The organism is Streptomyces sp. NPDC039430 (assembly GCF_055639435.1).
Window position 1 is genome coordinate 212,695 of sequence record NZ_JBVKAK010000003.1, and the last position, 25,637, is coordinate 238,331.

22 protein-coding genes and 1 pseudogene are annotated in these 25,637 nt (G+C 72.5%); 12 read left to right on the forward strand and 11 right to left on the reverse strand.

What is annotated here, in order from left to right:
* Nucleotides 1–18 precede the first annotated feature (18 nt).
* Together ACZ7LS_RS10105 and ACZ7LS_RS10110 are read left to right on the forward strand one after the other, a co-directional pair.
* Nucleotides 19–675, forward strand: a pseudogene (locus ACZ7LS_RS10105) (ABC transporter ATP-binding protein); the annotation flags it as partial.
* Nucleotides 676–731: 56 nt separating this feature from the next.
* Nucleotides 732–944 (forward strand): hypothetical protein, encoded by a 213-nt coding sequence (locus ACZ7LS_RS10110; RefSeq protein WP_382665873.1) that lies wholly within the window; start codon nucleotides 732–734, stop codon nucleotides 942–944.
* Nucleotides 945–1,091: 147 nt separating this feature from the next.
* On the opposite strand, the gene ACZ7LS_RS10115 is transcribed toward ACZ7LS_RS10110, so the two are convergent.
* From ACZ7LS_RS10115 to zapE, 5 genes are all read right to left on the reverse strand, one after another.
* On the reverse strand, nucleotides 1,092–1,937 hold the full coding sequence (locus ACZ7LS_RS10115) for a polysaccharide deacetylase family protein (RefSeq protein ID WP_385129132.1): 846 nt from the start codon (nucleotides 1,935–1,937) through the stop codon (nucleotides 1,092–1,094).
* A gap of 147 nt (nucleotides 1,938–2,084) precedes the next feature.
* Complete coding sequence (locus ACZ7LS_RS10120; protein WP_385129135.1) at nucleotides 2,085–2,978, reverse strand: PPK2 family polyphosphate kinase; 894 nt, start codon at nucleotides 2,976–2,978, stop codon at nucleotides 2,085–2,087.
* 87 nt (nucleotides 2,979–3,065) lie between these two features.
* Complete coding sequence (locus ACZ7LS_RS10125; protein WP_382524775.1) at nucleotides 3,066–4,436, reverse strand: alkaline phosphatase PhoX; 1,371 nt, start codon at nucleotides 4,434–4,436, stop codon at nucleotides 3,066–3,068.
* Between the two features lie 104 nt (nucleotides 4,437–4,540).
* Nucleotides 4,541–4,966, reverse strand: a complete 426-nt coding sequence (locus tag ACZ7LS_RS10130; protein ID WP_382524773.1) for an OsmC family protein — start codon at nucleotides 4,964–4,966, stop codon at nucleotides 4,541–4,543.
* 172 nt (nucleotides 4,967–5,138) lie between these two features.
* Complete coding sequence (gene zapE / locus ACZ7LS_RS10135; RefSeq protein WP_382665864.1) at nucleotides 5,139–6,236, reverse strand: cell division protein ZapE; 1,098 nt, start codon at nucleotides 6,234–6,236, stop codon at nucleotides 5,139–5,141.
* A gap of 37 nt (nucleotides 6,237–6,273) precedes the next feature.
* Here zapE and ACZ7LS_RS10140 point away from each other — a divergent pair, with 37 nt between their 5' ends.
* The 4 genes from ACZ7LS_RS10140 to msrB all read left to right on the forward strand — a co-directional run bounded on the left by ACZ7LS_RS10140 (nucleotide 6,274) and on the right by msrB (nucleotide 9,719).
* Nucleotides 6,274–7,182 carry a pyrimidine reductase family protein gene (locus ACZ7LS_RS10140; RefSeq protein WP_385129140.1) on the forward strand — a complete coding sequence of 303 codons (909 nt, stop codon included), beginning with the start codon at nucleotides 6,274–6,276 and terminating at the stop codon, nucleotides 7,180–7,182.
* A gap of 153 nt (nucleotides 7,183–7,335) precedes the next feature.
* Entirely contained in the window at nucleotides 7,336–7,806 is a 471-nt protein-coding gene (locus ACZ7LS_RS10145) for an indole-3-glycerol phosphate synthase (RefSeq protein WP_382524767.1), read from the forward strand.
* Nucleotides 7,807–7,864: 58 nt separating this feature from the next.
* Nucleotides 7,865–9,268 (forward strand): UDP-N-acetylmuramate--L-alanine ligase, encoded by a 1,404-nt coding sequence (murC, locus tag ACZ7LS_RS10150; protein WP_382524765.1) that lies wholly within the window; start codon nucleotides 7,865–7,867, stop codon nucleotides 9,266–9,268.
* A gap of 43 nt (nucleotides 9,269–9,311) precedes the next feature.
* Nucleotides 9,312–9,719, forward strand: a complete 408-nt coding sequence (gene msrB / locus ACZ7LS_RS10155) for a peptide-methionine (R)-S-oxide reductase MsrB (protein WP_030350719.1) — start codon at nucleotides 9,312–9,314, stop codon at nucleotides 9,717–9,719.
* Nucleotides 9,720–9,896: 177 nt separating this feature from the next.
* Here the strand turns inward: msrB and ACZ7LS_RS10160 are convergent, their stop codons facing one another.
* Nucleotides 9,897–10,712: a helix-turn-helix domain-containing protein gene (locus tag ACZ7LS_RS10160; RefSeq protein WP_469448740.1), complete on the reverse strand. Its 816-nt coding sequence runs from the start codon at nucleotides 10,710–10,712 to the stop codon at nucleotides 9,897–9,899.
* Nucleotides 10,713–10,843: 131 nt separating this feature from the next.
* Here ACZ7LS_RS10160 and ACZ7LS_RS10165 point away from each other — a divergent pair, with 131 nt between their 5' ends.
* Complete coding sequence (locus ACZ7LS_RS10165) at nucleotides 10,844–11,908, forward strand: aldo/keto reductase (RefSeq protein ID WP_385129146.1); 1,065 nt, start codon at nucleotides 10,844–10,846, stop codon at nucleotides 11,906–11,908.
* Nucleotides 11,909–11,969: 61 nt separating this feature from the next.
* Here ACZ7LS_RS10165 and ACZ7LS_RS10170 read toward each other — a convergent pair whose 3' ends face one another.
* On the reverse strand, nucleotides 11,970–14,363 hold the full coding sequence (locus ACZ7LS_RS10170; protein WP_385129148.1) for a GTPase-associated protein 1-related protein: 2,394 nt from the start codon (nucleotides 14,361–14,363) through the stop codon (nucleotides 11,970–11,972).
* Nucleotides 14,364–14,625: 262 nt separating this feature from the next.
* Between ACZ7LS_RS10170 and ACZ7LS_RS10175 the strand changes: the two genes are divergently transcribed.
* Entirely contained in the window at nucleotides 14,626–14,793 is a 168-nt protein-coding gene (locus tag ACZ7LS_RS10175) for a hypothetical protein (RefSeq protein WP_165371888.1), read from the forward strand.
* A 137-nt stretch (nucleotides 14,794–14,930) separates the two neighbouring features.
* On the opposite strand, the gene ACZ7LS_RS10180 is transcribed toward ACZ7LS_RS10175, so the two are convergent.
* Nucleotides 14,931–15,407, reverse strand: a complete 477-nt coding sequence (locus ACZ7LS_RS10180; protein WP_382524756.1) for a VOC family protein — start codon at nucleotides 15,405–15,407, stop codon at nucleotides 14,931–14,933.
* A 160-nt stretch (nucleotides 15,408–15,567) separates the two neighbouring features.
* On the opposite strand from ACZ7LS_RS10180, the gene ACZ7LS_RS10185 reads away from it, so the two are divergent.
* The 3 genes from ACZ7LS_RS10185 to ACZ7LS_RS10195 all read left to right on the forward strand — a co-directional run bounded on the left by ACZ7LS_RS10185 (nucleotide 15,568) and on the right by ACZ7LS_RS10195 (nucleotide 18,712).
* Nucleotides 15,568–16,524 carry a hypothetical protein gene (locus tag ACZ7LS_RS10185; RefSeq protein WP_382524754.1) on the forward strand — a complete coding sequence of 319 codons (957 nt, stop codon included), beginning with the start codon at nucleotides 15,568–15,570 and terminating at the stop codon, nucleotides 16,522–16,524.
* A gap of 92 nt (nucleotides 16,525–16,616) precedes the next feature.
* The gene (locus tag ACZ7LS_RS10190; RefSeq protein ID WP_382524752.1) at nucleotides 16,617–17,747 is read left to right on the forward strand and encodes an aminopeptidase P family protein; all 1,131 of its coding nucleotides are present in this window, start codon (nucleotides 16,617–16,619) and stop codon (nucleotides 17,745–17,747) included.
* Nucleotides 17,748–17,791: 44 nt separating this feature from the next.
* Nucleotides 17,792–18,712, forward strand: a complete 921-nt coding sequence (locus tag ACZ7LS_RS10195; RefSeq protein ID WP_385129152.1) for a zinc-binding dehydrogenase — start codon at nucleotides 17,792–17,794, stop codon at nucleotides 18,710–18,712.
* Nucleotides 18,713–19,054: 342 nt separating this feature from the next.
* On the opposite strand, the gene treZ is transcribed toward ACZ7LS_RS10195, so the two are convergent.
* A complete protein-coding gene (gene treZ / locus ACZ7LS_RS10200; protein WP_385129425.1) occupies nucleotides 19,055–20,731 on the reverse strand; it encodes a malto-oligosyltrehalose trehalohydrolase in 1,677 nt (558 codons plus the stop codon).
* Nucleotides 20,732–21,127: 396 nt separating this feature from the next.
* On the opposite strand from treZ, the gene ACZ7LS_RS10205 reads away from it, so the two are divergent.
* The gene (locus tag ACZ7LS_RS10205) at nucleotides 21,128–21,676 is read left to right on the forward strand and encodes an FHA domain-containing protein (protein WP_382524749.1); all 549 of its coding nucleotides are present in this window, start codon (nucleotides 21,128–21,130) and stop codon (nucleotides 21,674–21,676) included.
* A 184-nt stretch (nucleotides 21,677–21,860) separates the two neighbouring features.
* On the opposite strand, the gene ACZ7LS_RS10210 is transcribed toward ACZ7LS_RS10205, so the two are convergent.
* Nucleotides 21,861–22,943 carry a lytic polysaccharide monooxygenase auxiliary activity family 9 protein gene (locus tag ACZ7LS_RS10210; protein ID WP_385129427.1) on the reverse strand — a complete coding sequence of 361 codons (1,083 nt, stop codon included), beginning with the start codon at nucleotides 22,941–22,943 and terminating at the stop codon, nucleotides 21,861–21,863.
* Between the two features lie 233 nt (nucleotides 22,944–23,176).
* A complete protein-coding gene (treY, locus tag ACZ7LS_RS10215; protein WP_382524747.1) occupies nucleotides 23,177–25,531 on the reverse strand; it encodes a malto-oligosyltrehalose synthase in 2,355 nt (784 codons plus the stop codon).
* Nucleotides 25,532–25,637 lie beyond the last annotated feature (106 nt).

Here is a 25,637-nt window from a genome sequence, read left to right on the forward strand (position 1 = left end):
CCCGGCCGCTCCATGGTGATGAATCCGCGAGGCGTGGGCCGTCGTTACGGCCTCCGCGGCCCCTGGGTGGTGCGTGGGATCGATCGCGATCTGGCCGCGGGCACTCTGGTACGTGTCGAAGGCGCCAACGGCAGCGGGAAGTCCACCCTGCTGCGACTGCTCGCCGGTATCGGCACACCGACCGAGGGCCGGCTCACCGGCCGCCCGCGTACCGCCTGCGTACCCGAGCGCTTCCCCGTCTCGCCGCCGTTCACGGCCGGTGCCTATCTGGTGCGTCTGGGCCGGATCCACGGACTGCGGGGCACGGTCGCCGAGGCCCGCGCCGCCGAGTGGCTGGAGCGGTTCGGAGCGGCGGGACACTCCCGTACCCCCATGTCCCAGCTGTCCAAGGGGACCAGCCAGAAGGTCGCGGTCGCGCAGGCGCTGCTGGCGCACCCCGAGCTGCTGGTGCTCGACGAGGCATGGACCGGGCTCGACGCGTCGGCCCGTACGGAACTGGACCGGGCGGTCGCCGGACGCGTCGCGGCGGGCGGCACCGTCGTGTTCGTCGACCACGACCCGCGGCGGCTCACAGGGGTCGCGGACGACGTGTACGCGGTCGTGCGGGTGCCGGGGCTGCCCTTCACCGCCGCTGTGCTGCTGGCCGCGGCGGCGGGCGCGGTGGCCTGTGTGGTCGCGAAGCGGCGGAGCTGAGTACGCTCGCCGGCATGACGGAGGACGCGGTGACAGACATGACGGAGGACGCCGTGACAGACGTGACCGAAGACGCGGCGGACGACGTGACGGACGACATCGCGGAAGCCCGCGGGAGGGCGGAGGAGGTCGCGTACGCGGACTGCGTCCTGTGCGCGAAGCCGACCGAGTATCCGGAAACGGTCAAGGGCGCGACGCTCTGTCCCGTATGCGAGTGGCAGGAGGCACAGCGGACGGCGTGTTCGGGCTGACCGCCTTCCCGCCCTCCGCCCTCCGTCTCGTCCGCCGCCCGTCTCGTCAGCCGTCAGCCGTCCCCCGGTCGAGCCGTCCTCGGGTCGAGCCGTCCCCGGGCCGCGCCGTCCCCGGGCTGTACGCACCCCCCGGCCACGCCCGGTCGGTCAGTGGCTCATCAGCTCGGAGACCTTGACGAACCGGTAGCCCTGCTTCCGTAGCTCGGGGACGATCTGCTCCACGGCCTCCTCCGTGGCCGGCGCCGCGCTGCGCGTGCAGTGCATCACCACCAGCGACCCCGGCTTCACCCCCTCAAGCACCTGCTGCGCGACCGCCTCCGCGTCCGTGGCGAAGGCGTCACCGCTGACGACGTCCCACTGGACGGCGGTCACCTTGGAGGGCGCCAGCGCACGCAGTGCCGCGTCGTCGTAGCAGCCGCCGGGGAAGCGGAAGTACGGCACCACATTGCGCGCCCCCGCCTCCTGGAACGCGGTGAACGCCCGCTGCACGTCGTCGTTCATCTTCGTCTCGGCGACCCTCGGCAGCCCGTAGCAGTCGGCCGTGAAGGCGTGGTGGCTGTAGGAGTGGTTGGCGATCTCGAAGATCGGGTCCTCGCCGATCTCCTTCGCCTGTGTCGGGTACTCCTCGGCCCAGCGGCCCGTCATGAAGACCGTCGAGGGCACCTCCAGCCTGCGCAGCAGGGCGATCAGCGAAGGGTTGTCGAACCGCTCGCCGCGCGCCGCCCGGGTTCCCTGATCGGCCGTCATATCGGCGTCGAAGGTGAGTGCCACGGTCTTGCCCGCGGCCGGGTCCCCCCGCTTGAAGACCGGGGTCAGCCCGCCGGGGCCGGGCGGCAGGGTCGGTGGCGCCTTCACCGCCCCGGGAGCGGAGGTCGCGGCGGCGCGCGTGCCGGCGGAGCCGGAGGTCACGGTTTTGCCGGCGCCGTCGGCGCAGCCGGCGAGCGCGGCGCCCAGAACGGCGACGGTGGCGAGAATGCGTACATATGTGGTCACTCACGGAAAATATATGATGATCCACCCGGAATGGTCGTACGGCACTCGCCCCCGCCGAAGTCGCCCCGTACGGTCAGGCCCCACGTGGCGGAGACGCCCGGCGGCACGGCGATCACGGTCACGCCCGGCGGCACCGTGTGTCCGGGATCAGCCCGTCGCCAGCAACTGCCGACGGCTCTCCTCGACGTCGAAGTCGGCCTCCGGATACGCCGGATTCAGCGCCTCCAGGTGTTCGAGCAACAGCGTGCTGATCGCCCAGTTGCGGTACCACTTGCGGTCCGCCGGGACGAGGTACCAGGGGGCCGCCGCCGTCGAGCAGCGGTGCAGCGCCAGCTCGTAGGCCTCCTGGTAGGCGGGCCACAGCGCGCGGTCCTCGATGTCGGACGGGCTGAACTTCCAGTGCTTGTCCGGGTTGTCGAGCCGGGCCAGCAGGCGGTCGTGCTGCTCCTCGCGGCCGAGGTGGAGGAAGACCTTCACGATGATCACGCCGTTGTCGGCGAGGCCCTGTTCGAAGCGGTTGATCTGGCCGTAGCGGCGGCCCAGATCGCGGCGGGGGACCAGTTCCCGTACGCGGGCGATCAGGACGTCCTCGTACTGTGAACGGTCGAAGATCCCGATCTCGCCCGGCTCGGGGAGCGCCCGTCTGACACGCCACAGGAAGGGGTGGCTCCGCTCCTCCGGGGTCGGGGTCTTGAAGGCCCTGATCCGGCAGCCCGCCGGGTTGAAATGGCCGATCACATGTTTGATCGTGCCGCCCTTGCCGCTGGTGTCCATGCCCTGGAGGATCAGCAGCACCCGGCGTCGGTCGGTCGCCGTGCTGGCCGCGTACAGCCGTTCCTGGAGACCTGCCAGGCGCTCCGCCAGCGGGGGGACGGCGGCGAGCGCCGCCGCCTTGTCCGGGGGGCCGCCCGGGGTGGCACGGGAGTCGTACGAGGAGAGGTCGACGGGCTCGCCCTCGGGGATGCGCAGCAGCTCACGGAGCGCCGGTGGTGGCTGTCGCCGCTTCCCGGCTTTCCCGTCCTTCTTGTCCTTCTTGGCCACTGCGCACCCCTCAGGTCGGCTCCTCAGGCTGCTTAGAGGGTGCGTCGGATCGGGGCGTTCTGCGACCGCTGACGCCGCCGGGGAGTACTACTCGTGCCAGGGGCCGGTCACCGCGAAGGTCGTGCCCGGCGTATAGCAGTTCACGTACATCGTCGCGCCGTCCGGCGAGAAGGTGACGCCCGCGAACTCGCCCCACTCGGGCTCCTCCGCGGTGCCGATGTTCTGGGCGCCTCTGGCCAGCGCGTACACCTCGCCCCGGCGGGTCACGCCGAACACATGCTGGGCGCCTCCGCCGTCCTCGCACACCATCAGGCCCCCGCTCGGCGCGAGGCAGATGTTGTCGGGGGACTCGCCGGGCAGCTGGATGTCCGTGCCGGGTCCGAAGACGATCACCAGCGTGAGCCGGCGCCGCTTCGGCTCGTACTTCCACACCTGTCCGTAGTGGTCCGCCGCCGAGCCCTCCGCGCTGCGCGCGAAGCTCGACACGAAGTGGACCGCGCGCTCGCCCCAGTAGCAGCCCTCCAGCTTCTGCGCGTGGGTGATGCCCTCGGGGCCGAAGTCCTGGAGCCGGATCGGGGTCTCGCGCGCCAGCGGGTCGGGTACGGGGACCCACTCCACCCGGTCGAAGGAGGTGCCCGGCTCCTGGACGGCCGACAGATCGGGCACCCCGGGCACCCGCATGGCCTCCAGGTCGCCGCCCGCGCGCAGCGATCCCGTCCCGCCGTGCGGCTTCCGGGGCAGGAAGCGGTAGAAGAGCCCGAACGGCCGCTCGAACGCGTCCTCCGTCTCGTACACGATGCCCGTGCCGGGATCGATCGCGATCGCCTCGTGCTGGAAGCGGCCCATGGCGGTCAGCGGTACGGCGCCCGTGCGGCGCGGATCGGCGCCGTCGACCTCGAAGATGAAGCCGTGGTCCTTGGTGTAGCCGTTGGTGCCGGCTCTGTCCTCGGTCTCCTCGCAGGTGAGCCAGGTACCCCAAGGAGTGGGGCCGCCCGCGCAGTTGACGGCGGTTCCGGCGATGGCGACACGTTCGCCGAGGACGTTGTCGCGGCCGTCCAGCTCCAGCGCCGTACAACCGCCCTTGCCCATCGGGTCGTAGGTGAGGCCGGGCACGGCGGGAACGGGGATCGGGGCGGTGGCGCGGTTCTCGTGGTTGCGGACCAGATGCACGCGGCCCCGGCGGCCCGGCAGGGCGGCCATGCCGTCGTGGTTGCCGGGCACCCGGCCCTCGCCGGAGCGCAGCGGGTCGCCCTCCCGGGAGAGGACCTTGTAACTGAACCCCCGGGGAAGATCGAGCAGGCCGTCCGGGTCGGTGACCAGCGGACCGTAGCCGCGGTGGCCGAGTCCCTGGGCGGCGGCGGGGGTGCCGGAGAACAGCTCGGAGAGCGCTCCGCTGAAGGTGATACCCGCGGCGGTGGCGCCGGTGCGGGCGAGGATCTGACGCCGTGTTGCGGACATGAGGCAACTCCCTGTTGGCGGACAGGAGACGTGACCCGCATGTGTGTAGCACGTGTGGTGTCACACGTGAACCATGCGGGTCACCGCGTGCCTCAGGTGTCGCGTCAGGCCAGCGACGCGCTCAGCGTGATGGTCGTGCCGGTGAGCGCCTGGCTGACCGGGCAGTTCGCCTTGGCGTCCTCGGCGGCCTTCTCGAAGTCCGCGGCGTCGATGCCCGGGACGTCGCCCTGGACGGTGAGGTGGATACCCGTGATGCCGGTGCCGGGCTGGAAGGTGACATCGGCCTGGGTGGTCAGCCTGGTCGGCGGGGTGCCGCCCTTCGTCAGACCGTTGGAGAGCGCCATCGAGAAGCAGCTGGAGTGGGCCGCCGCGATCAGCTCCTCCGGGCTGGTCTTGCCGTTCGCCGCCTCCGCGCGGGAGGGCCAGGAGACCTCCTGGTCGGCGATGCCGGAGGAGTCGAAGGTGACGGTGCCCGTGCCCTGGAGGAGGTTGCCCTCCCAGACCGTGTGCGCCTGGCGCGTGGTGGCCATGGTGGAACCCTTCTGCTTGGTCGTGGTGATACGGGTGTGAGTACAGCAGACGCGATGACGCGCGGTGTCACGGCGTCGGGATGTCGCGGCGCCGAGTCGTCGCGCCGCCACGGTGCGTACGGCCTTGCGACGGCGCGGAGTTACGCCACCGACGCGTCCGACGCCACCGAACCTACTCGGCGACCAGCCCCTTCGCGTCGCGCGCCAGGGCCGTCAGCCGTGAGATCGCCCGGAAGTATTTCTTCCGGTAGCCGCCGTTCAGCATCTCTTCACTGAACAGCCGGTCGAAGGGGAGCCCGGAGGCGAGCACGGGCACCTCCCGGTCGTACAGCCGGTCCGCGAGGACGACCAGCCGCAGCGCGGTCGACTGGTCGGGCACCGGTGCGACATCCGTGAGACAGACGGCCCGCACCCCGTCCGTGAGCGCTCCGTACCGGCTCGGATGGACCCGGGCGAGATGTTCGAGCAGCCCGGGGAAGTCGTCCAGGCTGGCGCACTCGGTCGCGTACGCGGCCCGGGTCACCTGTTCGTCGGAGTACGGGACGGGCGCCGCGGGCAGTCCGCGGTGCCGGTAGTCCTCACCGTCGATGCGCAGCGGGCGGAAGCGCGCGGACAGGCCCTGGATCTCGCGGAGGAAGTCGGCCGCGGCGAACCGGCCCTCGCCGAGCTTGCCCGGCAGGGTGTTCGAGGTCGCGGCCAGTGCCACGCCCGCGTCGACCAGCTTGCCGAGCAGGGTGGAGACGAGGACGGTGTCGCCCGGGTCGTCCAGTTCGAATTCGTCGATGCAGAGCAGCCGATGGCCGCTGAGCGTCCGTACGGTCTCCTGGAAGCCCAGCGCGCCGACCAGGTTCGTCAGCTCCACAAAGGTGCCGAAAGCTTTCTGCTCGGGAGCGGCCGGAGTGGCGTGCCAGAGGGAGGCCAGCAGATGGGTCTTGCCGACGCCGTAGCCGCCGTCCAGATAGACACCGCGCGGACCGGTGGGTGTCACGGGCTTTCTGGCGAACCAGCGCCGCCTGCCGTGTCCGCCGTCGGCCGGATGCGCTCCGCCGAGCCCCGCCGCGAACGCGCCCAGAACGGAGACCGCCTCGGTCTGGCTGGGCTGCTGGGGGTCGGGTACGTACGTGTCGAAGCGTACGGAGTCGAAGCGCGGCGGCGGCACCATTTCCGCGACCAGCCGGTCGGCGGGGACATGTGGCTCACGTGCGCAGAGGGAGAGCGGGGCCGCTTCGGTTATCGACTGACGGCCGGACGCCGTGGTGGAGGACGACACAGTTCGTAACTCTATGCGCCATGCCAGACTGCTTCGCATGCGACGCCTGTTCCCTGTGACCGATCAGACACACTCCGCCGCTGGTTCCGGAGCGGATTCCGGGGCTGGTCCCGGGGTGGATCCCGGCGCGGACCGTGACTGGACGCTCGACCAGCTGGCGGATGCCTACGCGTACCCCCGTACGGCAGGCGCGGGCACAGGCGCGGACACGGGCACCGGCACGGACACGGGCACCGGCGCGGGCACCGGCACCGGCACCGGCAGCGGCGCGGGGGGCGGCGCGCGGCCATGGCTGCGCGCCAACATGGTGTCCACGCTCGACGGCGCCGCCCACCACGGGGGCCGTTCGCAGTCCATCTCCTCCCCCGCCGACATGCGTGTCTTCGGCACCCTGCGGGCGCTCGCCGACGCGGTGGTGGTGGGTGCGGAAACGGTTCGCCTTGAGGGGTACCGGCCGGCTCGCGCCCGTGCGGCCTTCGCCGCGCGCCGGGCGGCGGCCGGTCAGGCGCCCGCGCCGGCGATCGCCGTGGTCAGCGCGAGTCTGGAGCTGGACTTCACGCTGCCGCTGTTCGCCGCCCCCCTCGTCCCGACGCTCATCCTGACCGGCGCCGAGGCGCCTCAGGAGCGGATCCTCGCCGCGGAGAAGGCCGGCGTGGAGGTGGTGATCGCCGGGGACGGCCCGGGAGCGGACCCCGAGCGGGTCGTGCGCGCCCTGGCGGATCGCGGACTGGTCAGGCTGCTCACCGAGGGCGGACCGAGGCTGCTCGGACAGTTCGTGGCGGCGGGGCTGCTGGACGAACTCTGTCTGACCATGTCTCCGATGCTCACTTCGGGGTACGCGCAGCGCATCGCGGCCGGGCCGGCTCCCGCCGTGCCCGAACGGTTCGCGCTGGCGTCGTTGCTGGAGCAGGACGGGTTCCTCTTCAGCCGGTACCTGCGCGTCTGATCCACCCGGGATCCGCGTGTCCGACAATCAGCGGAATTCATCGTTCCGGTTAGCTTCCGCTGGGCAGACTTACTGCACACACCCCGTGCGGGCACGGGGAAGGATGGTTTCAGCAGTGGGCCGCACGGCCCTGGAAGAAGAAGGGCGCCTGTCGTGTTCACAAGCGTATTGATGATCGAGAAGCCCCTGTCGCGGGAGGACGTGGAATTCGTCACCACCCTCCACGGCGACGAGGAGATCTCGTTCGTGGTGCTCATGCAGCCGCGTGGCGACCAGGCGGATCTGCTGCTGCGCGCGATCGACGACATCGCGATCGGCGAACTGCGGGACGCGACCAGGGAGGACGAGGTGCCGGAGGGCAAGGAGGCCAGACGGCCCGCCGAACTCGCTCTCGAACACTCGCTGGCGGCGCTGCGCGCCCAGGGATCCGCCGCCAACGGCCAGGTCGTGGAGGAGCATCCGCTCGACCGGCTCAAGGAGGTCGTGGACGAGGCCGGGGCCGATGAGGTGATCGTGCTCACCGAGCCGCACTACGTGGAGGAGTTCTTCCACCGCGACTGGGCGTCCCGGGCGCGCCACAAGGTGGGCGTACCGGTGCTCAAACTCTTCGCGCACAGCGAATAGGCTGGGGCCTTCCGCGACTGCACGCCGCAGCCCGCCCGCACCTTGGGAGAGAACACGTATGGCACCGGCACCCGGTATCCCCGCGGCCATGGAACGGCCGCACTTCATCGGTATCGGCGGCGCCGGAATGTCGGGTATCGCCAAGATCCTCGCCCAGCGCGGCGCCAAGGTCGCGGGCAGTGACGCGAAGGACTCGGAGACCGCCGAGGCACTGCGGGCGCTGGGGGCCACCGTGCATATCGGCCATGCCGCGGAACACCTCGCGGACGACGCCTCGTGCGTGGTCGTCTCCAGCGCGATCCGGGCCGACAACCCCGAGCTGGCCCGCGCGGCCGAGCTCTCCGTACCGGTCGTGCACCGCTCCGACGCGCTGGCCTCGCTGATGGGCGGACTGCGCGCGATCGCCGTCGCGGGCACCCACGGCAAGACCACCACGACCTCCATGCTGGCCGTCGCCCTCACGGAACTGGGCCTCGACCCGTCGTACGCCATCGGCGGTGACCTCGCGGGGCCCGGCACGAACGCCCGGCACGGCGAGGGCGGGATCTTCGTCGCCGAGGCGGACGAGAGCGACCGCAGCTTCCAGAAGTACGACCCCGAGGTCGCGATCGTCCTCAATGTCGAGCTGGACCACCACGCGAACTACGCGTCGATGGACGAGATCTACGAGTCGTTCGAGGCGTTCACCGGCAAGATCGTCCCCGGTGGCACGCTGGTGATCGCCGCCGACCAGCCCGGCGCCGTCGAGCTGGCCTCCCGGGTCCGGGATTCCGGCACGTTCAAGGTCGTCACCTACGGGGAGGCCGAGGGCGCCGACGTACGCGTCCACAAGGTCACCGCACGCGGTCTGACCAGCGAGGTCACCGTCCTGCTCGACGGCCGCTTCCTGACCTTCACCGTCTCGGTCCCCGGCCGGCACTACGCGCACAACGCGGTCGCCGCCCTTGCCGCCGGGATCGCCCTCGGTATTCCGGCGCACAATCTGGCCTCGGCCCTCGGCGCGTACACCGGGGTCAAGCGCCGCCTTCAGCTCAAGGGCGAGGCGGCGGGTGTGCAGGTGATCGACTCGTACGCGCACCACCCCACCGAGATGACCGCCGACCTGGAGGCGATGCGGGCCGCGGCGGCTCCCGGCTCCCGGCTGCTGGTGGTGTTCCAGCCGCATCTGTTCTCCCGTACGCAGGAGCTGGCCACGGAGATGGGCCAGGCCCTGGCCCTCGCCGACGCCTCGCTGGTGCTGGACATCTATCCGGCCCGCGAGGACCCGCTGCCCGGTGTCACCAGCGCCCTGATCACCGACGCTGCCGAGAAGGCGGGCGCCGACGTCTCGGCCGTCCACGACAAGGGAGCCGTGCCCGAGGCGGTCGCGGGAATGGCGCGCCCCGGTGATCTCGTTCTCACCATGGGCGCGGGCGATGTCACGGACCTCGGTCCCGGCATCCTGACCCGCCTGGGGGCCTGAGCCCGCTGGACCCGGCCCTCCCGACCGACTGAGGAGAGAGCGCATGCCGTACGACATCGACAAGCCGGACGAGCAGTGGCGCGCGGAGCTGACCGACGCGGAGTACCAGGTGCTCCGCAAGGCCGGCACCGAGCCCGCCTTCACCGGCGAATACACCGACACCAAGACGACCGGCGTCTACTCCTGTCGCGCCTGCGGCGCCGATCTCTTCCGGTCCGACACGAAGTTCGAGTCGCACTGCGGCTGGCCGTCCTTCTACGACCCGAAGGACACGGACGCGGTCGAGCTGATCGAGGACCGCTCCCACGGCATGGTCCGGGTCGAGGTCCGCTGCGCGCGCTGCGGCTCGCACCTCGGCCATGTCTTCGAGGGCGAGGGGTACCCGACCCCGACGGACCAGCGGTACTGCATCAACAGCATCTCGCTGCGGCTGGCCCCGGACGAGAGCTGACGCGTCCGGGGCGAGCGGTGCGGACGGCTCCGTCAGGCCCTGTCGGGCCGGGGCCGTCCGAGGCCGCCGTACGCACGCCGGGGCCGTCCGAGGCCGCCGTACGGACGCGGGGACCGTCCCCGGAGCCTGTCGCGAAAGCGTGGCCTCCGTCGCCAAAGCGCGCGAAAGCGCTGGTCATCACGCGCACAACCGGTCCAGTGCCGACTGGCTCTCATCGTCCGCGGCGCGGAAGATCACCAGCCGGTGATCCGGATCCTGAAGCGGCACCAGCACTTCGAAACGCAGTCCGATCATTCCGGCGTCGGGATGCCGCATCACCTTGTCTCCGCGGCCGTTGGCCTTGATGTCCCGCTCGGCCCACAGTCTCGCGAACTCCTCGTCACGCGTGACGAATTCGGCGATGAGGCCGGTCAGCGCCCGGTCCTCCGGATGCGCGGCCCACGCGGCGCGCAGGTGGGCGATTCCCTCCCGCACGACGCGTCCCCGGTCGACGTAGAACTCGCGAATCTCCGGATGCACCAGGCACAGCCACATCGCGTTGCGCCGCGCCGGAGGCAGGGTGCCGAAGTCCAGGAGCAGCCTCGTCATTTCGTGGTTCCACGCCAGGATGTCGTAGCGGTGGTTCATCAGCATGGCCGGCAGCGGTGACAGGTCGGTGACCAACTGGGCCAGCGGCGGCGCCGCGGTGGTGGCGGGCTTGTCGGTGTTACGGGGGCGCTGCCGGGCCAGGTCGAAGAAGTAGGCGCGTTCGACGGGGGTCAGGCGCAGCGCACGGGCCAGCGCCTCCACCACGTCCGCCGAGGGCCGCAGCCCGCGCCCCTGCTCCAGCCGCACGACGTAGTCGACGCTGACCCCGGCCAGTTCAGCGACCTCCTCGCGGCGCAGCCCCGGAGTCCGCCTGGCCTGCCGGCGCGACGGCAGACCGAGATCGCGCGGGTCCAGCCGTTCGCGCCGGGTCCGCAGGAACGCGGCCAGTTCCTGTGTGGGGTCCACGGTGTGGGTCGTCATATCCGTGCCAACAACCAGGGTAGGACTGGCGTTCCCAGGAACCTCTTTCCCTTATCCCCGGCTCGCGGCCGGCAGAGCCTTGTGCTCGCCAACGGATCACGAGCACAGGAGACACGATGTCACTCACCCTCGACACCTACCGGCTGCTGGGCCGCTCCGGGCTGCGGGTCTCACCGCTGGCGCTGGGCGCGGCGACGTTCGGCACCGACTGGGGCTGGGGCGCCGAGCAGGACGAGGCACGAAAGCTGTTCGACCTCTACGTGGAGCGAGGCGGCAACTTCATCGACACCGCCAGCACGTACACCGATGGCAGCTCCGAGCGCCTGCTCGGCGAATTCACCCGCGACCAGCGCGAAAGCCTGGTGCTGGCGACGAAGTACACGACGCTGCGCCGGCCCGGCGACCCGAATTCCGGCGGAAGCCACCGCAAGAGCCTGTTCGCTTCGGTGGAAGTGAGTCTGCGACAGCTCAATACGGACTACATCGATCTGCTCTACCTGCACGTGTGGGACTTCACGACACCGGTCGAGGAGATCCTGCGCGGCATGGACGATCTGGTCCGGCAGGGCAAGATCTTGTACGTGGCGATCTGCAACGCCCCGGCCTGGCAGGTGTCGCGCATGCAGACGATCGCCGACCTGCGCGGCTGGTCGCCGCTGGTCGCGCTGCAGATCGAGTACAGCCTGATCGAACGTGCCGGGGAACGTGACCTGATCCCCATGGCACGCGAGATGGGGCTGGGTGTGGTCCCGTACTCACCCCTGGCCGGCGGGGTGCTCACCGGCAAGTACAGCCGCGACGACCTGACCGCGACGGACATCGCCTCCGACGACAGCGACCGCAAGAGCTTCAACCGCGCCCTGGGCACGGTCACCGAACGCAACCTCGACATCGCCGATGTCGTGAAGGAGGTGGCCACGGAGCTGGGCCGCACACCCGCCCAGGTCGGGCTGGCCTGGACCCTGCGGAGGCCGGGCGTGACGGCACCGATCATCGGCGCCCGCACCCCCGCGCAGCTGGAGGACAATCTGGGCGCCCTGGAGGTCGGCTTCACCGCCGCCCAGCTGGCCCGCCTCGACGAGGCCGGCGCGACGGGGCTCGGCTACCCGCACGACATGCTCGCCAGTGACCACATCCGCAGGATCATGGCGGGTGACATGAGGATCGAGACCCGCCGCTGATACCGATCGAGCCACGGGGGCGGCACCACCGCCCCCCCCGGCATGATCCAGACGAAAGGCTCTACGGCCGGGCTCGTCCGAGGCCGCCGAGGCGGCGGCTCAGCCGGCTGAGGGCCCCCGGGCGGTTCCAGGCCCTGAACTCCTCCGCCCGGTGGAGCCCCGCCCGCTCCAGGCTCCGTTCGACGGAGGCGGTGTCCTCGTCGGAGAGCGCGCGCACGGCCGGCCGCAGCACCTTGTCGAGCAGCGAGGTACGCGCCGAGTCCCACGCCCGGTTCGCGCCGGGCAGGGAGCTCCACGCGATGAAGCAGTCGGCGGCGTAGGCCGGGGTGGTACGGAGCCGGTCGCGTACCCGCTCCTCCTGGGCGGCGGTCGCGTACGCGGTGAGCAGCTGGGGCTCGTCGCAGTGGATCAGGGCGTACAGCTCGCCCTCCGGCCGCTCCTCGGAGAGGAGCCGGCGCGTCAGGGTCCCGAACACCCGGGCCAGGACGGCCGGTTCCACCGGCTCGGCCTCGGCGCGCAGCGCCAGCACCCGTTCCGTCCACGGCGGCCCTGCCCGGCCCGCGCCGATCTCACCGGCGAACTCCAGGAGCAGCAGGGCGCCCCGTACGCGGGGCTCCAGCTCGTCGGGGAAGCAGCGCAGCAGATCGTGGGCGAGCGCGGCGGCGTCCGCGTCCTCGATGTCGGTGGCGGAGTGGGTGGCGGGCTCCGCGGGGCCGTCGAGCGCGGCTCTGACCAGCGTGCGCCAGGTGCCCGCGGCGCGGTGCGCGTCCGAACCCGTCTCGCTCAGCAGCCGCCGCGCCTCGCCCGGGGCCGGCACGCCGCCGTCCCACACCAGCTGTACGGCCGTACGCAGCACCAGCGGATCGGTGAACGGGGAGACGCCGCAGGCGCGCAGCGCGGCATGCAGCGCGGCGAGCCCGTCGCCGCCCCCGCCGGCCGGTGCCCAGGGCGCGCCGGCGCACATCCGCAGATGCGGCAGCGCCTGGACCCCGGAGAGAACCAGAGCCGTACGGCCGAGCAGCCGGACGGCGGCGGGCGGATCCTCGGCGGCGAGCGCGTCCAGGGCGCTGAGCAGCGCGGTACGCAGCTCGAAATGCTCCTCCAGGACGGCGAGCAGATCCGGGGTGTCGGCGGCCTCCGGGCCGGCGAGCAGGGAGCGGGCCAGCCGGTGGGCGAGACCGGGCAGCAGATCCGTACAGTCCACGCCGAGCACATCGGCGACCCGCAGCAGCTCCACCGGCCGGGCGATCCCGGGGCCGGGGTCCGCGACGCCCGCGCGCAGTTCGGGAGCGAGACCGGTGGCGAGGCGCTGCCCGAGATCGTCGGGGAGCGCCGTGAACAGCCGTGTCAGCGCGGCGAATTCGGCCGCCGTCCGGTCCTCGGCGCCCGTCTGGAACGCCTCGACGAGCCGGCGCAGCCGCGCGTCGCCCAGGGCCCGCGCGTGTGTCCGCGCCCAGTCTGCCGCCGCCGTACGGCCGTCGGGGCCGGGCGCGAGATCCGCGCAGAGCGCCACGACGGCCAGCGCGCCGGGGGAGAACACCCCGCCCGGCAGCGCCGCCGCCTCCGTGAACAGCTCGGGAGCCCGGCCCAGCCAGACGCGGGCCGCGACACCGGCCCAGCCGTCCGGCGCCGGCGTCCGCTCCGGGGGCACGGGGACGGTGCAGTCGTGCACCCGGCAGCCGTGGTCGCGTCCGCCCGGCTCCGGCGCGTCCCCGGGCAGTACGCCGACGATCCGCTGCCGGGCGTCGCGCGGCCGGCGCGTATAGGTGGTGAACGTCAGCAGGTCGGCGCGGTCGCGCGGCAGTACGGCGCAGGCCAGCGCGATCCACCGGGCCACGTCGGCGCTGTCCCGCTCCACGAGGACGATCCGCGCCGGCCGCTCCGCGTCCCGCGGCCCGGACGTCTCCTCGGTCAGCTCGCGCAGACTGGCCAGGAATCCGGGGAGCCAGGGGCCGCGCGAGGCGGCGAATCCGACCAGGGCCTCCCGGCCGAGAAGGCCCGACGGCGGAAGCGCCTCCAACTGCGCGGGTGACCCGTCCGCCGGGGCGGCGGAGGCCCACCGCGACGAGTTCCAGGCGGAGATGGGCAGCCCTCCGCCGGGCAGCCCCGCGTCCCCGGGCAGCAGCACGGCGTGGGTGTGGGAGCCGGCCGGGCCGCCGCCGTTCGCGCCCGTACGCACCGCGCGGGCGAGCAGACGCGTACCGTCGGAGAGCACGCTGTGGCTGAACGCCTGTGGGAACGCGGCGAGTTCGGCGGCGCCGGGGTGCTCGGGGGCGTCGCGCGGCGACTCGTACCCGAGGAGCGGCTCGGCCTCCTTGAGCAGCGCCCCCGGCAGGCCCGGGGTGACCGCGGTGAACCGGGAGCCGGGCCCGTCCGGCCCGCCCGGTCCATCGGGTCCGCCCGGTCCGTCCGGGCCCTGCGGGGCCGAGGTGTAGTGCAGCTGCGCCAGGCTCATGCGCCGGCCCCCTTCGTTCCTTGCGTGCCCCGGCCGTCAACCCGGCTCGGGCGGCGTCGAGTTCGGCAGCACGAAGGTACCGTCCGGCGACGGGCGGCGCGTACAGACCCCCGCTCTCGCAGGGGCGGAGCCGGGGAATCACACCCGCGTTCGGGGGGTGTGCTGAACCCCCGGTTCGGGGGGCTGCCCTCCTGTGCGGGCGGGCTCGGTGCGGCAGAGTGAACGTGCTGAGGAAAGCGTCGCGGAAGGTGAAGGAATCCCCATGAAAGCCCTGCTCTGGATCGTGCTCATCGTTTGCCTGCTGGCCAACGTGTATTTGAACTTCCTGGTGGACGACGGCGGCACGGAGATCGCGCTGAGCGTCGTGGCCGGGCTCGGAGTGGTGGGGTCAGGACTGGGCTTATGGCTGCTGCGGAAGTCCCCGTCCTAGTTCTGGAACTCCTGGAACGGGCAGGGCGCCCCAGGGCGGGAGGCGCCAGGGGGCAGGGCGCGTCGGGGCCGTACGGCAAGGTGCCGTACGGCCCCGACGGCGAACGCCGCTCCTCTGAGGACGGAGACAGACACGCCCTAGGCGGGCTGGAGCAGGTCCCAGCGGTTGCCGTAGAGGTCCTCGAAGACGGCGACCGAGCCGTACGGCTCATGGCGCGGCTCCTCCAGGAAGCGGACCCCGGCGGCCCGCATCCGCGCGTGGTCGCGGGCGAAGTCGTCGGTGTGGAGGAAGAAGCCCACCCGGCCGCCGGTCTGCACGCCGATGCTCGCGCGCTCGGCGTCGTTCTTGGCGCGCGCCAGCAGCAGGCCCGCGCAGCTCGCCGTGCCACCGGGTCCTTCCGTGCCACCGGGTCCGTCCGGGCGGCCTGATCCGTCCGAGCCGTCCCGGCCCCGCGCGCCGCCGCCGACGACGGCGCGCGGGCGGACCACGACCCAGCGCGAGCCGTCGTCCCGCTCGGTGTCCTCGATCAGCTCGAAGCCGAGTACCCGCGTATAGAACGCGAGCGCCTTGTCGTAGTCGTCCACGACAAGGGTGACCAGGGCGATATAAGGCATACGGCGTACGTTATACGTATGACCGATGTCCAGCAAGAGGAGGCGGGCGCAGGGATGGCGGGATGCGGCCCGCCATGTTGTCACCCCCTCCGACTAGCATCAGAGGTTGGGCGATCACCGGCACGGGCGATCACCGGACGACCGGGCAGGAGGCGATGGTGTGGGGTTGTTCCGACGAGGGCCGAAGCGCGACAGCCGCGACACGCCCCGGGACCTCGCGTTCCCCTTCTTCTCGGTCGACGAGGCCGCGCTGTTCCGCAGCCAGGTCAGAGAGGCCTTCGCCGAGCACGGCCTTGAGGTCACGCTCTACGCGGACCAGGTGACCGACAGCGCGGGCCGCCAGTTCGGTCTGGGCAATCTCGCCGCCGTCTGCCACCACGACGAGCGCGGCCCCCGCGTCTGGGGCGATCTGGCCCGGCGGCACGCGGGGATGGTGCTGCGCACCATGGACTCCCCGTCCGCGCTGGACACCCTGCCGCCCGAGCAGATCCGGGCCCAGCTCTACCCCCGGGTGATCAGCGAGGACGGCCTCGACCCGCAGACCTTCGGCTACGCGCGCTCCGTCGCCCCCGGGCTGTACGAAGTGCTCGCCCTCGACCTCCCCGAGAGCGTCATGATGCTCACCGACGAGGCCCTGGAGCCGCTCGGCCGGCTCCAGCACCTCCGTGACCGGGCCCTGAGCAATCTCCAGGAGCTGCCGATCGAGGGGCACGAGACCGTCAAGGACTCCGACGGGATGCGCTTCGAGGTGCTCCTCGGCGACTCGTTCTACACGGCCAGCCGGGTCCTGGCCCTGGACACGGTCGTACCGAAGGTCACCGGGCGGCCGGTCCCGCCGGACGGCGCGCTGGTCGCGATGCCCTTCAGACACCAGCTCGCCTTCCACGTCATCCACGACACCTCCATCATCCCGACCCTCAACGCCATGACCGCGTTCGCCGCCTCCGGGTACGAGGACGCCCCGGGGGCGGTCAGCCCGTATGTCTACTGGTGGCGCGCGGGCACGCTCACGCAGCTGAGTGCCAGGGACGGCGAGGGGCTGCGGATCGTCGTCGGCGACGACTTCCACGAGCTGCTGGAACGGCTGGCCCGCCAGGAGTCGCCGGACGACATCTGAGGAAGACATCCGGTCAAGGAACACCTCCGGCCGGAGATGACCTCCTGTCGTGGATGGCCTCCCGGTCCGCGAGAGATCGAGAAGGAGCACCGATGCCCACCACCGAGCCGCCCCCGCCCTTCACCGCCGACGACTACCGCGCCAGGATGGCCCGCGCGGCCGAGTCCGCCGCCGATGCCGGGCTGGCGGGCGTACTGATCGCGCCGGGCCCGGATCTCACGTATCTCACCGGGTACCGGCCGACCGCCGACACCGAGCGGCTCACGATGCTCGTCGTCGCGGCGGGCCAGGACCCGGTGCTGGTGGTGCCCACGCTGGAGGCGCCGGACGCGGCGCGGGCCCCCGGCGCCCCGGCGCTCACCCTGCGCGACTGGACGGACGGCAAGGATCCGTACGGTGTGACGGCCCCGCTGCTCGACCCCGCCGGGCGGTTCGGCGTCAGCGACAACGCCTGGGCGATGCATCTGCTCGGGCTGCAACGGGCCCTGCCCGGTACCTCGTACGCCGCGCTCACCGAAGCGCTGCCGATGCTGCGCGCCGTCAAGGACGCGCGGGAGCTGACCCGGCTCGCGGCGGCGGGCGCGGCGGCCGACGCCGCGTACGGCGAGATCCTGAAGGTCCGCTTCGCCGGGCGCAGGGAGACGGACGTGGCCGCCGACCTCGCCGCGCTCCTCCTCGAACACGGCCATTCCCAGGTCGACTTCACCGTGGTGGGCTCCGGCCCGAACGGCGCCGATCCGCACCATGAGGCCGATGAGCGCGTCATCGTCCACGGCGACATGGTCGTCCTCGACTTCGGCGGGCTCAAGTACGGCTACGGCTCCGACACCACCCGTACCGTCCATGTCGGCGAGCCCGGCGCCGAGGAGCGGCGCGTCCACGACCTCGTACGCGAGGCGCAGCAGGCCGGGTTCGAAGCCGTACGGCCGGGAGCCGCCTGCCAGGACGTCGACCGGGCGGCCCGCGCGGTCATCTCCGGGGCCGGGTACGGCGAGTACTTCATCCACCGCACCGGCCACGGCATCGGGGTCACGACCCATGAGCCGCCGTACATGATCGAGGGCGAGGAGCGTCCGCTGGTCCCCGGCATGTGCTTCTCGGTCGAGCCGGGCGTCTATCTGCCGGGGCGCTTCGGGGTGCGGATCGAGGACATCGTCACGGTCACGGAGGACGGCGGCCGGCGCCTGAACAACACCCCTCATGAGATGGCGATCGTCGAGTAGCCCCAGACCCGGACCCAGGCCCTGCCCAGACGAGAGGAACGGACATGCGAGCGCTCCTGTACGACCCCGAGGCACCCCAGGGTTTCCGCCTCGGGGAGGCCCCCGATCCGGTGCCGACGGAATCGCAGGCGTTGGTCGAGGTCCACGCGGTCTCGTTCAACTTCGGCGAGATCGCCTACCGGGAAGGGGTGCTGAGCCCCGGTCAGGTATCGGGCTGGGACGCGGCGGGTGTGGTCGTACGTGCCGCGGCCGACGGTTCCGGGCCGCCGGCGGGGGAGCGCGTGGTGACCTTCGGCTGGACGGGGGCCTGGGCCGCGCTCCGCGCGGTGGAGACCGGAGAGCTGGCGGTCGTCCCGGACAGGGTGGACCTCGGAGCCGCGAGCGCCCTGCCCGTGGCGGGCGTCACCGCGCTCCAGGCGCTGCGGCGCCTCGGCTCCGTGGTGGGCCGCCGGGTGCTGATCACCGGCGCGTCCGGCGGCGTCGGGCGCTACGCGGTGCAGCTGGCCGCGCTCGCGGGCGCGCGGGTCGTGGCCTCGGTGGGCAGCCCGGCGCGCGGCGAGGGGCTGCTCGAACTGGGCGCGGAAGAGGTCGTCATCGGTCCGGAGAACGTCAAGGAGCCCGTGTTCGGCGCGCTGGACAACGTGGGCGGCGTCCAACTGGCGCAGGCGTTCTCGCGGGTTGAGCCCGGCGGTTCCGTCCTGTCCATCGGCAAGGCGTCCCTCCAGCCGACCGTCATCGACTTCGAGGAGGAGCGGCATCGCGGCGGAAGGCGGCGGATCGAGGTCTTCACCGTGGAGTCCCCGATCGGCGCCGACCTGGCCTATCTGGTGGGCCTGCTGGACCGGGGCCTGCTGGACCCGCAGATCGGCTGGCGCGGCCCCTGGGAGCGCGCGGCGGAGGCGGCGGAGGCGCTGCTCGGCCGCCGCGTCCGGGGGAAGGCCGTACTCGACGTCACCCGCCCCTGACGGCCTGCGGGCCGCGCCCGGTGTGGCGGCCCCGGCCACCGTCCTCGACGCGCCCGCCGCGGGCCGGGCGGCGGACGGGGCCGCGGCCGACTTTCGTGTACCTGGCCGCGACGAGGCCGGGACCGGTCATCCGGTCCCGGCCGATGACGGCCCGCGCAGGCCCGCGACGGCCCGCGCAGGCCCGCGACGGCCCGCGCAGGCCCGCGACGGCCCGCGCAGGCCCGCGACGGCCCGCGCAGGCCCGCGACGCCCCGCGCAGGCCCGCGATACCCCGCTCAGGCGCCCGGCGCCGGTCTCCGGGCTCAGGGCTGCGGTCTCCGGGCTGCGGCGCTCGGGTCCGGGTCAGCCGCCCGCCAGCACCACGCATGATTCCGGCGGCAGTCGCAGTACGCCGTCGGCGCCCGGCGGTTCGGCCGGCTGCCAGGACGCCAGCACCCTGCCCGCGTCGCCGAGCAGCGGGATCTCCGCGGGTTCGCCGGAGAGATTGACCGCGACCCGCAGATCCCCCCTCCGGTATGCCAGCCAGCGTGCCTCCTCGTCGTACGCGACCCGGACCGCCGCCAGATCCGGATCGGAGAGGTCCGGGTGGGTGTGCCGAAGGGCGATCAGCTCGCGGTACCACGCCAGCAGGCGCGCGTGCGGCTCCTTCCCGGCCTCGGAGCGGTCCAGACAGGAGCGCTCCCGCGTCGCCGGGTCCTGCGGATCGGGGATGTCCTCCGCCGCCCAGCCGTGCGCCGCGAACTCCCGGCGCCTGCCGGTGCGTACGGCCGCGGCGAGCACCGGGTCCGGGTGGTCGGTGAAGAACTGCCAGGGGGTGGTCGCGCCCCACTCCTCGCCCATGAAGAGCATCGGGGTGTGCGGCCCCGTCAGGACGAGCGTGGCCGCGCAGGCGAGCAGTCCGGGGGAGAGGGTGGCGGAGAGCCGGTCGCCGAGCGCGCGGTTGCCGATCTGGTCATGGGTCTGGGCGTAGCCGAGGAAGCGGTGCGCGGGCGTGCGCGTACGGTCGACGGGGCGGCCGTGCGTCCGGCCCCGGAAGCTCGAATACGTACCGTCGTGGAAGAAGACACGGGTGAGCGTCTTGGCCAGCGCGGCGAGCGGCTCGCGCGCGAAGTCGGCGTAGTAGCCCTGGGATTCACCGGTGAGCGCCGCGTGCAGCGCGTGATGGAAGTCGTCGTTCCACTGGGCGTGCAGCCCGAGGCCGCCCGCCCCGCGCGCAGTGGTGGTGCGCGGGTCGCCGAGGTCGGACTCGGCGATCAGGAAGAGCGGCCGCCCCAGCTCGGCGGAGAGCGCGTCGACGGCCGTCGACAGCTCTTCGAGGAACGTCAGCGCGCGCTGGTCGGCGAGCGCGTGCACGGCGTCGAGCCGCAGCCCGTCGAGCCGGAAGTCCCGCAGCCAGGCCAGGGCGCTGCCCAGCAGATACGCGCGCACCTCGTCCGAGCCGGGAGCGTCCAGATTGACGGCGGCCCCCCACGGGGTGTGGTGGGTGTCGGTGAAGTACGGGCCGAAGCGCGGCAGATAATTCCCGGCGGGACCGAGATGGTTGTGCACCACATCGAGCACCACGCCCAGGCCGAGACCGTGCGCGGTGTCGACGAAGCGCTTGAGCCCCTCGGGACCGCCGTACGGCTCGTGGACCGCCCACAGCGAGACGCCCTCGTACCCCCACCCGTGGGTCCCGGGGAACGGGCACACCGGCATCAGCTCGACATGGGTGATGCCCAGTCCGGCCAGCGGAGCGAGCCGTTCGGCCGCCGCGTCGAAGGTGCCCTCGCGGGTGAACGTGCCGATGTGCAGCTCGTACAGGACCGCGCCGGGCAGCTCGCGGCCCGGCCACGGCGTGTGCCAGGCGTACGCCGACTGGTCGACGACGGCGCTCGGGCCGTCGGGGCCGTCCGGCTGGCGGCGGGAGCGCGGATCGGGCAGTACGGGCCCGCCGTCGAGTGCGAAGCCGTACCGCGTGCCGTCGGCGGCGGGCGCCTCGGCGGTCCACCAGCCCGCCCGCTCCGGATCGGGCTCCATATCGCGCTCCACGGTCGGTCCGGCGCCCGCGCCGCCCGTGCCGTTCCCGCTGCTCCGGCTGGTCGCGCCGCTCGTTCCCGTCCGGTCGTCCGCGTCGTTCGCGTCGTCCCCGACGTCCCGGTCGGCCCCGTCGTCTCCGGCGTCCGCCAGCCGGAGTACGACCCCGTCCTGCGCCTGCGGCGCCCACACCTCGAACCGCACGCCGGTTCCCCCTCGTCGTCGGTACCGTCCACTCGTCTCCGCCACACGGTGACAAATTCCATCGTGACAAGCGAGACGGCGCGAGGCGCGGCGACGGCGGCGAAAGGGGCGGGGGTTGTCCGGTGCGGTGACCGCAGCGGCGGGAACGCCTGACCGTCTGGACACCTCAGGTGCGTCGGAAGGACAATCACGTCTGTGACGTCCTCCTTCGAGTTCCACACGTATCCCGCGCGGCTCTCCGACGCCGAGCGCGACCGTGTCCTCGCGGTACTCAGGGAAGGCGCCGCGCAGGGCAAGCTGTCGCACGACACCTTCCTGCGCCGGATGGATCTGGCGCTGGCAGCGCGCAGGGCCGATGAGCTGAAGCTGCTCACCGCGGATCTGGAATCCGAAGGCCCGTGGTCCCGGCGGGTGTTCGGCACGGTGAGCCGGGTGTCCGCGTTCTCGCAGCGGCTGCGCAGGGCCTGGCAGGCGGAGCGGCTGCCGAAGCTGCTGCTGCCCCATCCCGGCCCGTATCCGCTGCGGATAGGCCGGGATCCGGTCAACGGCCTGCGGCTCAGCCATGACACCGTCTCGCGGCTGCACGCCGAACTGAGCATGCAGGGCGGGCGGTGGATCCTGCGCGATCTCGGCTCGACCAACGGCACGACGGTCAACGGCCGGCGGGTGACCACGACGGCCGAGGTGCGGGACGGCGATCTGGTGAGCTTCGGGACGATGGGCTTCCGGCTCGCCTCGCACTGACGGGGAAGCGGGCACGGCGGGACCCGGCCCGCCGTCCCGGGTGGGGTGAGGGAACGGCGGGCCGGGCGGTTCACGGGCCGGCGCACCCGCCCGGGGGCTCAGCGCATACGACCGCACGGGTCGGTCCACGCGACCACGGGCTCAGCGCATACGACCGCACGGGTCGGCGCACACGACCGCGGGGTCAGTGCACGGAACAGGGCGACGCCGACGTGGTGTCCGGCGGGCCTCCCGTCGCCACGTAACTGAAGGTGGTGGAGGCCCCGGCCGCCAGCGAGCCGTTCCAGTCGGCGTTATGGACCATCACCTCCTGGCCGCCATAGGTGGCGTTGCCGTTCCAGAGGCTGTCGACCCGCTGGCCGCCCGGCAGGGTGAACTCCACCATCCAGCCGAGGATCGGGTGGGCGCCGGTGTTCTTCACCGTGACCTCCGCCTGGTAGCCGCCCGACCAGGTGCCGGTGGCCGTGCGGGTGGCGGTGCAGGTGGCCGTGGGGTCGGTGGGCGGGTCGGTCGGGTCGGTCGGGTTCCCGGGGTCGCCGACTCCGGTCACCTCGCCCTTGCCGCCGTCGAAGACCACGTCGGAGCAGCTGTAGAAGGTCTCCTTGCTGTCCGACCGCTCCCACACCATGTAGATGATGTGCCGGCCGGACTTCCCGGTGGGCAGGGTGCCGGTCCACTTGTAGGCGCCCTCCACCGTGCCGACGGGCCCGGTGACCTGCGGGTGGTCGACGGTCAGGAAGGGCTGTGACTCCAGGTCGGCCCAGCTGGAGGTCTTGGTGGGGTCGAACCCGTCCTTGGTGACATAGACACGGAACCAACCGGGGTGCGCCGCCCAGGCGTTGTACGAGAAGTCGAGTGACGCGCCCGAGGTCAGATGGGTCAGCGGCCAGTCGTTCCTGGCCAGGTCGAAGCCGGAGAACGTGGTGTTGCCGCCGCTGCACAACTGCCCGTCGGGGATGAAGCCCTGGGTCCGGCCCGCGCCGTCGGAGCGCAGCACGGAGAACCAGTTGTAGAGCGGGGTCGTGCCGCCGGCGGCGACGGCCGCCTTGCAGGCGGGGTTGATGGGTTTGATCTCACCGGTGCTGCTCAGGCCGTCCTTCCAGCACATGAACGTACGGCTGGCCGGCCGCATGGGGGTGCCGTGGGCGGACGAGGTCCCGCTGGTGCCGACGACCAGCAGCAGCGCGGGGAGTACGGCGAGCAGGGCGAGGAGGACGGCTCTTTGGGGATGCGACAGCCACCGCGGCCGTCGTGGGGGGTGCTTCATCACGCGAGTCCCTTCGTCGTGATCATGACAAGTGGATAATGAATGGGAGCGCTCCCATTTCGGAACGTAGCGCGGCCCGCCCACTCTGTAAACGCTTCGTGTGCGAAAGGCTTCGGACAAGGACGCCCCGGCCCGTCCGCCGGTCGCCAGCCGCCTCCGTCCGCCGGTCGCCGGTCGCCTCCGCCCGCCGGTCGTCCGATGGCCTCCGTCCGCCGGTTGTCGGCCGGCCCCCGTCAGCCGCTCGTCAGCAGCGCCACCGGGAACTGGTCGAGCAGTTCCGCGAGCCGCGGCGCGCCCGCCACCTCACGCCCCGTCAGTACGTCGCGCCAGCGGCCCGGCGGCAGCGCCAGCTCGGTCGAGCGCCACCCTCCCGAGCGCTCAAGTCCGTACGGCAGCCGGGTGGTTACGGTGATCACGCGCCCCGACCTGACGAACGCCAGGCAGTGCGACGAGGCGGGACCGGCCGCGGGCAGCGGGGCGTACGTCCCCGACTCGCCGAACAGCTCGGGCCGTTCGGCGCGCAGCCGGAGCGCCGCCGTCGTGATCACCGTCTTGTCGTCCGGTGGCCCGGTCCTGAACGGCCCCCTGTTGTCCGGGTCCACCAGCGCGAAGTACGCGCGCTCCGTGCCCTGGTAGAGGTCGGGCACCCCCGGCATGGTCAGCTGCACCAGCGCCGCGCCCAGCGCGCTGGCCCGCGCGTACGGCGCCAGCGCGCGGCTGAGCGCCGCGACCGTACGCCGCGCGGGACCGGCGGGACCTGCCTCCACGAACGCGGCCACCGCCTGCTCGTACAGCGGCTCCGCCTCCGTCCAGCTGGTGTGCAGCCCGGCTTCCCGTACGGACTTCAGCAGCGCGGGCACCATCCGCGAGCCCTCCGGGAGAATGCCGTCGGCCGCCGGGGTGAAGCCCACCGCCGTCTGCCACGCCTGCCAGGCCACCTGAGGATCCGGCGCGGGCGCGGGCACGGCCTCCGCCACCTGCTCCAGCAGCTCGTCCCAGCGCTCGGGGCACTCGGACAGGACGGCGATCCCGGCCCGTACGTCCGCGCTGCGTTTGGTGTCGTGCGTGGTCAGTACGGTGCCGGTGGCCGGCCAGTCGCGCGCCAGCCGGGCGCAGTACGCGTGGAACCGCTCCGGGGTCACCGCGGGACGGCCGGGATCGCCGCCCACCTCGTTCGCGGAGATCAGCGGCACATAGCGGTAGAACGCCGTGTCCTCCACCGACTTGGCGCGCAGCGCGGACGCCGTCTGGGCGAAGCGCGCGCAGAAGGCCGTATGGTCCGGGCCCGTACCGAGCCTGCCGAGCGCCAGCTCCCGCACCACGTCCACGGCCGCCGCTTCCCGCTCCACCGGGAACACGGTCTTCGCCTGCCGCGCCGCCTCCGCCGGGACCGCCGCCTCGGCCGCCTCGGGGCAGGGGCCGCCCGCCGTCGTATAGGGGCGGTAGACGGGGACGCGTACCAGCAGCTCCCGGATCGCGGTGCGCAGCGCCCAGGGCGCGTGGTCGCGCAGCGCGGGATCGGCGGCGCAGACGCGCTGCGCCGTACGGACCAGAGTGGAGATCTCGGCGGCCAGTTCATGGAAGACGACCTTGTACGCGGCCCGGCGCACGGTCCCCTCCCAGTAGCCGCCCCGGTCCCCGACGGGCGCGGCGATATCGCGGTAGCGCGTCTCCAGCACCTCGGCGCCCACCGGGTCCGTGAACACCCCGTCGATATGGCGCAGGGCGTCATAGCCGGTGGTGCCGGCGACCGGCCACCCCGCGGGAAGCACCTCGTCGTCGGCGAGGATCTTCTCCACGACCGTCCAGCACTGCCCGGCCGTCGCCTCGTGCAGCCGGCGCAGATACTCCTCCGGGTCGGCGAGTCCGTCCGGGTGGTCGACGCGCAGCCCCTGGACGACTCCGTCCCGTACCAGCTCGATGATCTTGGCGTGGGTGGCGGCGAACACCTCCGGGTCCTCCACCCGGAGGCCGATCAGCTCGGAGATGGTGAAGAAGCGGCGGTAGTTCAGCTCGGTACGGGCCAGCCGCCACCAGGCGAGCCGGTAGTGCTGCGCGTCGAGCAGCTCGGGCAGCCCCAGGTGCTCGGTGCCGGGCGCGAGCGGGAAGCGCTGGTCACCGTGGTGCAGCACTCCGTCCTCGACGCTCAGGCCGCCCGCGTCCAGCTCCTCCCCGATCGGCCCGGCCAGCACCGGCAGCAGCAGCTTGCCGTCGCCCGCCGCCCAGTCGATGTCGAACCAGCGGGCGTACGGCGAGTCGCGGCCCTCGCGCAGCACTTCCCAGAGCGCCTTGTTGTGCAGGGGCGCGGCGGCCATGTGGTTGGGCACGATGTCGAGGATGATCCCGAGGCCGTGCTCACGGGCCCGGTCGGCCAGCCGCCGCAGCCCTTCCTCGCCGCCCAGCTCGGCCCGTACGGCGGAGTGGTCGACCACGTCATAGCCGTGTGTCGAGCCCGGTACGGCCTCCAGGACGGGTGACAGATGCAGATGCGAGACCCCGAGCGCGGCAAGATAAGGGACGGCCTTGGCGGCGGACGTGAACGGGAAGTCCGGCTGGAGCTGGAGCCGATAGGTCGCGGTGGGAGTCATACGATCGTACGTACCCCGCTTCGCGTCATCTGTGTCATGCGGGATCCGTACAAGATCCCCGCCCGGGGGTCCGCCACGGGGAACACGGGAGGGGCGGCGCGGCGAC

Excerpts from the sequence above, each read along its gene's own strand:
- ACZ7LS_RS10110 (WP_382665873.1), top strand. The coding sequence starts at position 732 with ATGACGGAGGACGCCGTGACAGACGTGACCGAAGACGCGGCGGACGAC.
- ACZ7LS_RS10125 (WP_382524775.1), bottom strand. The coding sequence starts at position 4,436 with ATGTCCGCAACACGGCGTCAGATCCTCGCCCGCACCGGCGCCACCGCC.
- ACZ7LS_RS10130 (WP_382524773.1), bottom strand. The coding sequence starts at position 4,966 with ATGGCCACCACGCGCCAGGCGCACACGGTCTGGGAGGGCAACCTCCTC.
- ACZ7LS_RS10140 (WP_385129140.1), top strand. The coding sequence starts at position 6,274 with ATGCGACGCCTGTTCCCTGTGACCGATCAGACACACTCCGCCGCTGGT.
- murC (WP_382524765.1), top strand. The coding sequence starts at position 7,865 with ATGGCACCGGCACCCGGTATCCCCGCGGCCATGGAACGGCCGCACTTC.
- msrB (WP_030350719.1), top strand. The coding sequence starts at position 9,312 with ATGCCGTACGACATCGACAAGCCGGACGAGCAGTGGCGCGCGGAGCTG.
- ACZ7LS_RS10165 (WP_385129146.1), top strand. The coding sequence starts at position 10,844 with ATGTCACTCACCCTCGACACCTACCGGCTGCTGGGCCGCTCCGGGCTG.
- ACZ7LS_RS10170 (WP_385129148.1), bottom strand. The coding sequence starts at position 14,363 with ATGAGCCTGGCGCAGCTGCACTACACCTCGGCCCCGCAGGGCCCGGAC.
- ACZ7LS_RS10175 (WP_165371888.1), top strand. The coding sequence starts at position 14,626 with ATGAAAGCCCTGCTCTGGATCGTGCTCATCGTTTGCCTGCTGGCCAAC.
- ACZ7LS_RS10180 (WP_382524756.1), bottom strand. The coding sequence starts at position 15,407 with ATGCCTTATATCGCCCTGGTCACCCTTGTCGTGGACGACTACGACAAG.
- ACZ7LS_RS10190 (WP_382524752.1), top strand. The coding sequence starts at position 16,617 with ATGCCCACCACCGAGCCGCCCCCGCCCTTCACCGCCGACGACTACCGC.
- ACZ7LS_RS10195 (WP_385129152.1), top strand. The coding sequence starts at position 17,792 with ATGCGAGCGCTCCTGTACGACCCCGAGGCACCCCAGGGTTTCCGCCTC.
- treZ (WP_385129425.1), bottom strand. The coding sequence starts at position 20,731 with ATGGAGCCCGATCCGGAGCGGGCGGGCTGGTGGACCGCCGAGGCGCCC.
- ACZ7LS_RS10210 (WP_385129427.1), bottom strand. The coding sequence starts at position 22,943 with ATGAAGCACCCCCCACGACGGCCGCGGTGGCTGTCGCATCCCCAAAGA.
- treY (WP_382524747.1), bottom strand. The coding sequence starts at position 25,531 with ATGACTCCCACCGCGACCTATCGGCTCCAGCTCCAGCCGGACTTCCCG.